The sequence below is a fragment of the Metasolibacillus sp. FSL K6-0083 genome (assembly GCF_038630865.1).
GTDB lineage: Bacteria > Bacillota > Bacilli > Bacillales_A > Planococcaceae > Metasolibacillus > Metasolibacillus fluoroglycofenilyticus.
Genome location: NZ_CP152046.1, coordinates 1,740,151 through 1,752,653, shown reverse-complemented (window position 1 = coordinate 1,752,653; position 12,503 = coordinate 1,740,151). Strand labels below are relative to the sequence as shown.

At 36.4% G+C, this 12,503-nt stretch carries 10 protein-coding genes; 9 read left to right on the top strand and 1 reads right to left on the bottom strand.

Going from position 1 to position 12,503, the window contains the following annotated elements:
- Positions 1-147 precede the first annotated feature (147 nt).
- The 9 genes from MHB51_RS08330 (at position 148) to MHB51_RS08290 (ending at position 11,419) form a co-directional block, all read left to right on the top strand.
- Positions 148-1,320 carry a DUF418 domain-containing protein gene (locus MHB51_RS08330; protein WP_342559369.1) on the top strand — a complete coding sequence of 391 codons (1,173 nt, stop codon included), beginning with the start codon at positions 148-150 and terminating at the stop codon, positions 1,318-1,320.
- A gap of 183 nt (positions 1,321-1,503) precedes the next feature.
- Positions 1,504-2,406 (top strand): fumarylacetoacetate hydrolase family protein, encoded by a 903-nt coding sequence (locus MHB51_RS08325; RefSeq protein WP_342559368.1) that lies wholly within the window; start codon positions 1,504-1,506, stop codon positions 2,404-2,406.
- A gap of 237 nt (positions 2,407-2,643) precedes the next feature.
- Entirely contained in the window at positions 2,644-3,012 is a 369-nt protein-coding gene (locus MHB51_RS08320) for a YisL family protein (RefSeq protein ID WP_066165138.1), read from the top strand.
- A 176-nt stretch (positions 3,013-3,188) separates the two neighbouring features.
- A complete protein-coding gene (locus tag MHB51_RS08315) occupies positions 3,189-4,661 on the top strand; it encodes an alpha-amylase family glycosyl hydrolase (protein WP_342559367.1) in 1,473 nt (490 codons plus the stop codon).
- Between the two features lie 700 nt (positions 4,662-5,361).
- Complete coding sequence (locus MHB51_RS08310) at positions 5,362-6,372, top strand: ABC transporter ATP-binding protein (protein WP_066165144.1); 1,011 nt, start codon at positions 5,362-5,364, stop codon at positions 6,370-6,372.
- A complete protein-coding gene (locus tag MHB51_RS08305; protein WP_066165147.1) occupies positions 6,372-7,322 on the top strand; it encodes an ATP-binding cassette domain-containing protein in 951 nt (316 codons plus the stop codon). The genes MHB51_RS08310 and MHB51_RS08305 overlap by 1 nt, the downstream gene beginning before the upstream one ends.
- A gap of 1 nt (position 7,323) precedes the next feature.
- Complete coding sequence (opp4B, locus tag MHB51_RS08300) at positions 7,324-8,286, top strand: oligopeptide ABC transporter permease (protein ID WP_066165150.1); 963 nt, start codon at positions 7,324-7,326, stop codon at positions 8,284-8,286.
- 93 nt (positions 8,287-8,379) lie between these two features.
- On the top strand, positions 8,380-9,225 hold the full coding sequence (locus MHB51_RS08295; RefSeq protein WP_082798990.1) for an ABC transporter permease: 846 nt from the start codon (positions 8,380-8,382) through the stop codon (positions 9,223-9,225).
- A 358-nt stretch (positions 9,226-9,583) separates the two neighbouring features.
- Positions 9,584-11,419, top strand: a complete 1,836-nt coding sequence (locus tag MHB51_RS08290) for an oligopeptide ABC transporter substrate-binding protein (protein ID WP_342559366.1) — start codon at positions 9,584-9,586, stop codon at positions 11,417-11,419.
- 102 nt (positions 11,420-11,521) lie between these two features.
- On the opposite strand, the gene MHB51_RS08285 is transcribed toward MHB51_RS08290, so the two are convergent.
- Positions 11,522-12,328, bottom strand: coding sequence for a Cof-type HAD-IIB family hydrolase (locus MHB51_RS08285; RefSeq protein ID WP_342559365.1), 807 nt, complete (start codon positions 12,326-12,328; stop codon positions 11,522-11,524).
- Positions 12,329-12,503: the final 175 nt, after the last annotated feature.

Sequence of the window (12,503 nt, the reverse complement as noted above, 5' to 3'; positions counted from 1 at the left end):
GACGGTTTAAGGTTAACTTCCACAAAATAATTTGGAAAAATATGGACGCAATTACACCGAGACGTAATAGATACGGGCTAAAACATAAACGACCAAAAAGCAGTGCTATAGCACGCTTTTTGGACGCCTTGGAAGGGAGTCGTGATTGTGAAATTTCAACCTACACTAATGCAAGAACGTGTACATACAATTGATGTTTTACGTGGTGTAAGCTTACTTGGCATTTTATTAGTCAATATGTATGGATTTTACTTGCCGCAGCCGCATATAGATTTAGCTTATTGGTTTACTGAGGCAAAAGATATTATATGGCAGCAAACTTTGGATATTTATGTGCAAAGTAGCTTTTACCCGTTATTCTCAATCCTATTTGGCTATGGTTTAGCGATGCAGTATATGAAATCGCAAAAAACAGGCATTAATTTTTACAAATTTGCACCAAAGCGCCTACTTATTATATTAACAATCGGTCTCATCCATGCTTTTCTCATTTGGTGGGGAGATATTTTAGTTATGTATGCATTTTGCGGCTTCTTTTTAATCGTATTCATGCGTTTGAAAAGCCCATGGTTAATTACGATAGCGCTAGTACTCAACGCGATGATGCACGCTTTTATTTTATTTATTTATCAGCTTGCCGGCGTTTTAAATATGGAAGTCGAGCAAATATCCGTTAATATTGTTATGATTCAAAACGCCATTACAGCCTACGGTACAGGAACATGGATGGACGCATTAACACAGCGTATAGCAGATTTATCTATACAAATGCGAATAGATATGTGGATAATCTCATTGTTTACTATTTTGCCGTATATGTTAGTCGGCGTAGCAGCAGCTAAATGGCGTTTAATTGAACGAGCAAAAGAGCTGAAAATAGTGTGGCTAATTTTCGCTGTAGTTGGTATCGGTCTAGGTTTATTTATTAAAAGTGCGCCATATATGTATAATCGCACGTACTTATTAGATTATTTAAAAGTATTCATTGGGGGGCCGATTTTAGCAGTTGGCTATATGGCTGCTATCATCGTTATTTGTTTATTGCCATTTGCAATAAAACTGCTATCACCGCTAGCGAAACTAGGTCGTATGTCGATGACAATGTATATCATGCAATCCGTCGTGGCAACATTTATTTTCTATAGTTTTGGATTCGGATTATACGGGAAAATGACTGTGCAAATGGGCGTATATATGGCATTAGGTATTTTTATCGTGCAGCTTATACTTGCAGAGTTATGGCTATCAAAGTTTTCACAAGGTCCAATTGAGGCAGCTATGAAAAAATTAACTTATAATAAAAAATTATCAGAAAAATAAGGCTTTTTGTCGTATAATAATGTATGATGTATAAAATGAAACTTCCATCGGTGGACACTCTTTTTCTACTGTTGGCTAGCTTTCATCAATCAGACATTTACAGAATTATTGAAAAGGGACTATGCTTACTTTTTAATAAAAGTCTGTTTATGCGGGATAAAAAGAAGGAGTGCAGATGCGATTATGAAATTATTATCTTTTAAATTAAATGGACAAGTAAAATTTGGACCGAAAGTAAAAAAAGAAGAAGCAGTTTGGGATGTATTAGCAATTCAAGAAGCACTACAAGTTTTTCCTTCTTTTCCGTCAACAATTATTGATGGTATTGCATTAGGTTATGATTTTGTAGAAAAAATGAGAAAGTTAGTCGATGCCGTACAAAAAAGTGAAAACGCGGAGCAATTTAAACATACATTTAGTGAAATCGAATGGTTAGCCCCAATTCCACGCACGCCGAAAAATATTTTGTGCGTAGGGAAAAATTATGAGGACCATGCAAAGGAAATGGGAGCAGACGCAGTGCCAGAGGATATTATTGTGTTCACAAAATCACCAACAGCCATCGCTGCGGATGAAGCAACACTACCAATTCATGCGGAAAAAACGTCAATGCTAGATTATGAAGGTGAGCTTGCTGTTGTCATTGGAAAGCGCGGAAAAGATATTCCTAAAGGAATGGCCTATGATTATGTGTTTGGCTACACAATAGCTAACGATTTGACAGCTCGTGACTTACAACAAAAGCACAAACAGTTCTTCCTAGGAAAAAGTCTAGAAGGAACTTGCCCGTTAGGCCCTTACCTAGTATCAAAGGATGAGATTCCAGATCCACAAGTGTTGACAATTGTAACGAAAGTAAATGGCGAGCTACGTCAAAATGGCTCTACAAAAGATATGATGTTTAAAGTAGCAGACTTAATTGCAATCTTATCAAAGTACGTTACATTAGAGCCAGGTGATATTATTTTAACAGGCACGCCAGCGGGAGTTGGAAAAGGAATGAACCCACCAGTATTTTTAAAAGCTGGCGATGAGGTGAAAATTTCAATCGAAGGAATTGGCACGTTAGCAAACCGTTTTGCATAAAGTGAAACCTCAATGCTTCACTTTTATTGAAGATAAACATTGCTAAAGCGAATGTTTATCGTGTTTTAAAAGATGCCTTCTCTATTTAGTTGAGTTAATATTTTGTCAAACATCATCGCCACTGTCCAAAATGCCGGCTATGCACGGCTTTTTGGACAGCCTCAACACCATTTCATTGAAACAACCTACCTCACATGATAGGATATGTCTTGAAGAGAAAAAATGAGGTGGGATATGATGGATTTTTTAACTAGCACAACGCATCTCCATATTACAACATGGGTACTTGCACTTGTACTATTTTTCATTGGCGCATTAGCAAGTAAACCAAACAAAGGTGTGCATATGGCATTGCGTGTTATGTACATTTTAATTGTCATTACAGGTGCAGCATTGCTTATGGAATGGCGTGGTGTCATTACAGAAAGCAGCATGTACTATGACATCAAAGCTTTATTCGGTATACTTGTTATTGGATTCATGGAAATGATTTTAGTACGCAAGAAAAAAGACAAGCCAACAACAATGTTCTGGGTACTATTCGCAATCGTGTTATTAGTAACGCTTTATCTAGGATTATCAGTTGGAATTGGTGTGAATTTCTAAAAAAGATAAAGGTGTCTGAAAAGTAGGCTAGCAAGCCACTTTTTAGACACCTTTTGCTTTGTGTTGTTCACGTATTTGACGTATTTCATTTTAATTTACAGTATTGTAATAGTAAAAGTGCCCGGAAGTTTGATAAAATGACGATGGACTATTGTTAAATTAGGAGAGACATTCGAATGAAGATGATGAAATGGGTTTCTGCAATGATGGTGACAATCTTATTAATTTCTCCATTTTCAGCTGTTAGCTATGCGGAGGAAGCACGAACGATTGCAGATGAAAGTATATATGACGTACTAATCGACCGCTATTTTAATAAAACAGCGGAAAACGATATTAATGTAGATAGGCAGAATGCAACACAATTTGCTGGCGGTGATTTTGCTGGCTTAATTGAAAAGCTCTCCACAATAAAAAAAATGGGTTTTACAATTGCTTCCATTGGAACAGTGTTTACAACTGAAACATATGATGGTTGGACACCTACAAGCTATGAAAAAATAGAGCCACATTTTGGCACTGAGCAGGAGCTAAAGGATGTAATTGCTGCCTATAATAAAGAGGAAATTTCCATAATGGTTGATTTCCCCCTATCTAATGTAAGTGCAGAGCATGAATGGGTGAAAGATTCAGCTAAAAAAGACTGGATTAAATTACAGCAAGATGGCATTGTACATTGGGATTTAGCAAATGTGGAGGTTCAAGCTGCTTTGCAAGAAGCGCTACTGCAATTTGCCCAAAGCTATAATTTTGGTGGTATTCGCTTAACAAATATTGGTGATGCCAATACAGCGTTTTTAAATAGCTTGATTGAAGCATTGAAGGCACAAAATAGTGCGATGTATGTTATTTCAAATGAAGTCAGCGATGCTAACTTCGATGCAAAATTTGCTTCAGATGCAACCGATTTATACCGCGAGATGTTTAAAAATGTAGATTTATCAACAACGGATTTCTTAAAATATGTTGAGCCATACTTGGCGGGTGAGCAAATAGCACCACAGTTAATGATAGATTCATTACAAACAGATCGCTTTGTATTCGATGCGACAGAGCAAAAAATGTTCCCGCCAACACGTTTGAAAACAGCGTTGTTACCAATCATGTTCTTACCTGGCGTGTTTGTTATGCAATATGGTACGGAAATTGCTATGAATGGTGAGGCAGGTGAACAAGCACATCAAGTTTATAATTTTAAAACAGATGAGGAGCTTGTCGATTTTATCGGAGACTTACAAAGCATACGGAAGAAATCAACTACTATGCGTCACGGTGATTTTAATTTAGTTGAAAACGATAACGGATTGATTGCTTTTACTCGTACGTCTGAAGAAGAACAATGGCTAGTAATATCGAATAACACGAGTAAAACGAAGCACGTAGTTTTAACAGCACAGGAAATTGGTGAAGACAAGGAATTACGCGCTGTTTTAAGTAGTGAAATTGTTAAGCAAAATAAAAATGGGGAATATATTGTTGTATTAGACAGAGAAGTTTCAGATGTGTTTCAAATTATAGATAAGCGAGGCTGGAATATCCCTTATTTAGCAGCGCTAAGTATTGTCTATTTATTATTTATAGTTTTTGTGATTGTGTTCGTAAAACGTGGTCGAAAAAATCGTAAGCTACAGGACAGTAATGCAAAATAAAAAATACCTTATCATTCCTTTTATGGGAATTGATAGGGTTGTTTTTTTATTCATAGAAAAAAATTTAAAAAAACTTTTTCTATGAATAAGTGCGGAAATATTGGTTTGATAGGTGAAATATAACATATTATATAAGAGTATTCTTTATAAATATGAAGAAATAGTAGGGAAAGTGAATTAAAATACGGTAGCTTAGTGGTAAGTAAATTATTATTTTTTCATAACTATTTAATTATGCTACAAGTGTTATATATGATGATAATTTCTAACTCTAATAGTGAATCTAAATTCAGTTTAACGCAGATATTGCCATTTTAGAAAACTAATGTTTGAATATTCTTATATATGAAAAAACTTATAATAATTATTTTTATATAATTTATTCTTTGTAAAAAAATGTACAAAATTAGCGTATTATGTAGAATATAATGCATTAACTAGCACTTTAAAGTGCTGAAGTAAGAGAAAAATAAAAAAAAGCTTGTCAAAAATATTATTTAATTTTAGAATCATGTTATGTCAGAATAGCTAAACATGGAGATATTGACTTTAAAGAATTACAAAGAGTATAATGTGAAGCGGTATAGTCAGCTTTTTCATTATGCCATCAAGAATTGGGAAACAGTTTTGAATGATTGATTTTTGCTGAATAGTAAATTGTCGTAATATTCTTAACTGGTTGCTTGAAAGGAGAAAGAATTTGAAAACGTCAGAAGAGCTTTTAGTAATTAAAGATTTACATACAGGTTTTCGAATTAAGGATACGTATTTTGACGCAGTTGATGGCGTGTCTTTGACATTAAGAAAAAACGAAATCCTGGCGATTGTTGGCGAATCGGGCTGTGGTAAAAGTACACTAGCCACATCGATTATTGGACTTCACGATCATAATAAAACGCGAGTGCAGGGTGAGATTTTATATAAAAATAAAAATCTTGCAAAATTAAGCGAGGATGAGTTCAACGATGTTCGTGGTATGGATATAGGAATGATTTTCCAAGATCCTCTTTCTGCATTAAATCCATTAATGCGTATTGGAGAGCAAATTGAGGAAAGTTTAATTTATCATACTAAATTAACAAAAGAACAGCGTGTGTCTCGAGTTTTCGAACTATTAACACAAGTTGGAATTCCAAATCCACAGCGTGTTGCAAGGCAATTCCCTCACCAATTATCTGGTGGTATGCGTCAGCGTGTTATTATTGCGATTGCGATTTCTTGTAAGCCGCAAATTATTATTGCGGATGAGCCGACAACGGCGCTTGATGTAACAATTCAAGCCCAAATTTTAGATTTACTAAAAGACTTACAAGCAGAAACGGGCTCAGGAATTATTTTAATTACACACGATTTAGGTGTTGTAGCTGAAGTAGCTGATCGCGTAGCTGTTATGTATGCGGGTCAAATTATTGAAGAGGCACCAGTAGAAGAATTGTTTAATAATCCGAAACACCCATATACACGTTCATTATTTAACTCAATTCCACAGATGAACTCAGATGGGCAAAAGTTAAATGTTATCGAAGGAATTGTACCTTCTTTATTGAAATTACCACGTCAAGGATGCCGTTTCTCACCGCGTATTTCTTGGATTCCAGAAAGCGCACATGAGAAAGATCCTGTGTTGCATGAAGTAGCACCAAATCATTTTGTAAGATGTACATGCTACAAGGAATTCTACTTTAAAGGCGAAGAAGGAGGACGTGCATAATGAGCTTTATGCAAATTAACGATTTAAAAGTCCATTACCCAATTCGCGGTGGATTTTTTAATACAATAATTGATAATGTATATGCCGTTGATGGTATTTCAATGGAGTTTGAAAAAGGGAAAGCATACGGTCTTGTTGGGGAATCTGGTTGTGGTAAGTCTACAACTGGTAAATCAATTATCGGCCTAGAGAAAATTTCAGCAGGCTCTATTATTTATGAGGGTGAGAATGTAACGAATAAGCGTCGTGACCGTACCTCTGCTTATAATCGTGATATTCAAATGATTTTCCAAGATTCTCATTCAAGCTTAAATCCGAGAAAGCGCGTACAAGATATTTTAGCAGAGCCAATTCGCAACTTTTTGAAGCTAACGCCACAGGAAGAAAGTCGTAGAATTAATGAGCTTTTGGCGATTGTTGGTATGCCAGAAGATGCGAAATTAAAATATCCACATGAATTTTCTGGTGGTCAAAAGCAACGCCTTGGTATTGCGCGTGCTATTGCAACAAATCCAAAATTAATTATTGCGGATGAGCCAGTTTCGGCACTGGATTTATCTGTACAAGCACAAGTGTTAAACTTCATGAAGGATATTCAGGATGAATATGGCTTAAGTTATTTATTCATTTCACATGATTTAGGTGTAGTAAAACATATGTGTGACTATATTTCTATTATGTATAAAGGCCGTTTCGTAGAGACGGGCTCGAAAAAGGATATTTACGATAATCCACAGCATATTTATACGAAGCGTCTACTATCTGCGATTCCAGATGTTACACCGAATGGACGTGAAGAACGTAAACTTGAGCGTATCGAAGTGGAACGTAATTATCAATTAGAGCATAAGCAGTATTTTGATGAGAACGGTCGAGTATACGATTTATCACCAATTTCAGACACGCATTTTGTAGCTGCAACTTCTTCAGCACTGAAGGGAGGCAATTAATATGTGGAAAACGGTTGTTAGACGTTTTTTAATTATGATTCCACAATTATTTGTGCTAAGTTTATTAATTTTCATTATGGCGAAAAACATGCCTGGTGACCCATTCACAGGTAAAATTACGCCAGAAACAGATCCCGCGCGTATTGAAGAATTGCGTGAAATAAATGGTTTGAACGATCCGTGGTATCAGCAATATGCACGTTGGATGGGCAATGCTTTTAAAGGGGAATTTGGGAACAGTTACACGTACAAGGTGAAAGTATCGACGCTAATCGGTGAACGTGCAATGAACACATTCTGGTTATCGTTATTAACAGCTATTATGCTTTATGCAATCGCAGTGCCATTAGGGGTATTGGCAGGGCGTTTCCAAAATAGCTTGTTTGATAGAGGGGTAGTTTTATATAGTTTTATAAGCTTTGCGATACCGACATTCGTACTAGCATTAATTATGCTATACTTCTTCGGTTATAAATTGCAGTGGTTCCCAGCAGGCGGTTCTGTTGATGTTCGGGAAGCACCAGGTACTCTCGGCTTTTATATGAGTAAAGTTTACCATATGATTTTACCTGCATTTACGCAAGCGGTATTAGGTACAGTAGGGATTATTCAATATTTACGTACAGAAGTAGTAGATGCAAAGAGCATGGACTATGTACGTACAGCGCGTGCAAAAGGGGTACCAGCACGCAAGGTTTACTCAAGACATATTTTCCGTAACTCGCTATTACCAGTAGCTGCGTTTATCGGTTTTACAATTACGGGCTTATTAGGTGGATCTATTTTCATTGAAACAATTTTCGCATATCCAGGTATGGGACAACTATTTATTTCATCTATTTCATCTCGTGACTATAGTGTTATTACAGCACTCGTTATGCTATACGGCTTCTTAGCGTTATTAGGTAGTCTATTATCCGATATTATTATGAGTATTGTTGACCCACGAATTAGGATTGAATAGACAAAATAATAAGTTAAGGAGAGGTGAAAAAAAGTGGTTAAAGAGAAAGACAACAAAAAAGAGCAAGAAGTAATAAGCGCTCCGCCAACTGGTATGCAGGTAGTATGGCGTGAATTTATAAAAGATAGAATTGCAATGATATCTTTAGTTATTATGATTGTAACAATTTCTGGTGTATTCATTGCATCATTATTTTTCGACCCAGCAGAGGTAATGAAAATTTCATTACGTGGTAAATATGCACCTCCAAGCGCTGAGCACTGGCTTGGTGCCGATGTTGGTGGTAGTGATATTTTCGGACAGCTTATTATTGGTGCGAAAAACTCACTGTTAATTGCGATTGCAATTACGTTGATTACAGGTACAGCTGGTATTTTCATTGGTTTAGCTTGTGGTTATTTCGGTGGATGGATTGATAATATGTTCATGCGTATTATTGACTTCTTTATTACATTACCATCATTAATGATTATTATTGTATTTATTACAATTGTACCGAAATATACTGTATTAACTTTTATTTTAATTATTAGTTTATTCGGCTGGACGAGTATTGCACGTCTCGTGCGTTCAAAATCATTATCAGAAAGCCGTCGTGACTATGTAAATGCTTCAAAAACACTTGGAACAAACGACTTTGTTATTATTTTCAAGGAAGTAATGCCAAATATTAGTTCGATTTTAATTGTTGAAGCAACATTAAACTTTGCAGGGAATATCGGGATTGAAACAGGTTTAACTTATTTAGGCTTCGGTTTACCGCCGTCAACGCCTTCATTAGGGACACTTGTAGCATATGCAAATAACCCGTTAGTTATGTCAACATATTGGTGGGTTTGGCTACCAGCAGCATTATTTATTTTAATTTTAATGCTTTCAATCAACTATGTTGGGCAAGCGTTACGCCGTGCAGCAGATGCTAAGCAACGTTTAGGTTAATCTCTTAGGGAGAAGATTGTGTAGGGATTTAGAAAATATTTTCTAAATTTCCCTCACAATTTATGAAAATATGCTAGACTTTTTGCATATAAAATAGTTAAGATATGAAAGAAGTAACCAGTTATGGATATTTCTTTCGGAAACTATTAAAATATTATATTCAGAAAAAACTGAAAATTGATTTTTTTGAAAAGATTTACTAGAATAAGTGTTAAGCTTCTGTAAACGGCGCTAACGCTTTAGGTACAAAAAAATTGGTACCATCACATTTATCATCACTTGATAAATGTGTTTTGATAAATATGGCTAGTGTTTATAGGTACAATTTCTAGCTGAGGCAAAAAAGGGAGGAAAAAAAATGAAGAAACAACGTTGGGCTCTTCTAGCAATGTTATTTGCACTAATGTTAGTATTAGCTGCATGTGGCGGAGATAAAAATGAAGACGCAGGCAAGGGCACTGATACAGGTAAAACTGACGGTGGCACAACGACTAATGAAGAAGCTAATAATGAGCAAGAAGATGGCTTCGCGTTATCTGTTGAAAATGAAGGAACTGCTATTGACGGCGGTACATTAATGGTAGCTATGCAGAAAGATGAGCCTTTCCAAGGTATTTTCTCATACGCACTATATGAAGATGCATATGATTCAGATTTAATGGCTTTTGCATCTAACACGATTTTCAGCGCAGACGGTGACTTCTTACTGACTGACGAAGGTATTGCAAGCTTTACTTTAGAAGAAGGTGAACCAAACATCGTAACGATTAAAATTCGTGAAGGTGTAAAATGGTCTGATGGTGAGCCATTAAAAATTGAAGACTTAATGTTACCATATAACATTATTGGTCATAAAGATTACACAGGTGTACGTTATAACTCATTCTTCCGTAACATCGTAGGTGCTGAAGCATACCATGATGGTACAGCAGAAACAATTTCTGGTCTTAACAAAATTGATGAAACAACTTTAGAATTACAACTTCTTGAAGTATCTCCAGGTTTATTCTCAGGTGGAGATGGTATCTTAACTTATGCTGAGCCAAGCCACATTCTTGGTGATGTTCCTGTTGCTGACTTAGTTGAACATGATGCAGTTCGTAAAAACCCAGTTACACTTGGTGCTTTCGTAATTGACCGTGTTGTTCCTGGTGAGTCTGTACAATATAAAGCAAACGAAAACTACTGGAAGGGTCGCCCAAAATTAGATGGAGTAATCGTGAAAGTAGTACCATCATCTTCTATCGCGAAAGCATTAGAATCTGGTGAATATGATTTATCATTATCATTCGGTTCATCAAAATATACTGAAATTAAAGATTTAACAAATATTGATGTTTTAGCTCGTCCTGAGCTTTACTACTCATACCTAGGCTTCAAAGTAGGTAAATGGGATACAGAAACAAAAGCTGTAGCAACTGATTTAGAAAACGCTAAAATGGGCGATGTAAACTTACGTCAAGCTATGGCTTATGCATTAAACGTTGAAGAGGTAACAGAAGTATTCTATGAAGGTTTACGTGAGCGAGCAAACGCAATCGTTCCTCCAGTATTCTCATCATTCCATGATGCAAGCTTAGAAGGATACAACTATGATCCAGAAAAAGCAAAACAATTATTAGAAGACGCTGGCTTCAAAGATGTTGACGGCGACGGTATCCGTGAAGATAAAGACGGTAATCCACTTGAAATTAAATTTGCTACAATGTCAGGTGATGACGTAGCTGAGCAAATCGCTGCATTCTGGTTACAAAACTGGAAAGACGTTGGTTTAAATGTTGTGTACACAGATGGTCGTACAATTGAGTTTAACTCATTCTATGACAAAGTAGAAGCTGATGATCCAAACATTGATATCTTTATGGCTGCATGGGGCGTAGGTTCTAACCCATCACCATCTGGTGTTTATGCACATACAGCGGCATACAACTTCTCTCGTTACACATCAGATAGCTTACAAACAACTTTAAGCAACATCGACTCTAACAAATCATTTGACGCTTCTTACCGTGCTGAGCAATTCGCAGCATTCGAAAAAGAAATGGCTGAAGTAGCACCAGTGGTACCAATGATGTACCGTTTAGAGCTTACACCAGTTAACAAACGCGTTAAAAATTGGAGCGTTGATTACAGCAATCAAACAATTGATAACTTAGAAATGGTAGAATTAGTAGCTGACACACCAGTTAAATAATAATTTGTGTGAAGCTGAAAAAACCCCTCCCTTGCATTTGCAAGGGAGGGGTTTTTAATTTCTTTACAGCAAAGTAGTAAATTAAGCTAGGAGGAGAGCTCGTTAAAGCTTTAAACGCTCTGCTAAAAACTTCCCAATGCCATCTTCGTTATTGGATAATGTAATTTCATTCGCGATATTTTTTAGTGGCTCTATGCCGTTGCTCATTGCCACGCCTATTCCAGCATAATCAATCATTTCTAAATCGTTATCCTCATCACCAAATGCGATAATGCGCTCCCGTGGAATTTGCATATCATGGGCGATATGTGAAATACCAACAGCCTTGTTCAAGCCTTTGCGCACAACTTCAATAATGTTGAATGGCGCACCCCAACGGCGATGCTCGATTAATTCGGCATGTACATCTTCTAAATGCTGACGGATTGCTGCTGCATGTGCATCAGTTGCTTGAATGAGTAAACTTGTTGGGTCTTCAAGTAAATGTGTTTTTAAGTTACCTGTTGTGACACGTGGATTGCCCATCCCTAAAATATGCATCATTTGTTCATCCTCATTATGCAAGTAGACATCATCCATTATTTCAGCGATTAAATTTTCATAATTATATTGGTCAACTGAATCGACAACATCATGAACGACACGCATCGCAAGCGGTGAATGCAGTTGCTGCCAAGCGCTATTTGTAGGATGGTGCACTAATGCGCCATTAAAATTAACAATCGGAGTTTGTAAGCCGAGCTCCCGATAATAAATTTCACTTGCACGATAAGGGCGACCCGTTGCAATCATGACGGCATGACCTTCCTGCTGTGCTTTCTTCAAAATATCCTTTGTATAGGAGGAGATTTGTTGTTGGTCCGTTAATAATGTGCCGTCTAAGTCTAAGACGATTAAATGTTGCTTCATACTAGTTTAAGTCCCCTTTCTCAAGCATTCACAGATAGTTATTAATTTGAACCAAAAGTAGATTGGTTATTTCTAAATTAATTTTCTGTAAAGCTAATTGGTAAAGCAAACAATCAGAAGGGTGAAGAAATCCTCACTCATTGAAGTTTCACTCTATTTTACTGTCTTTTACTAT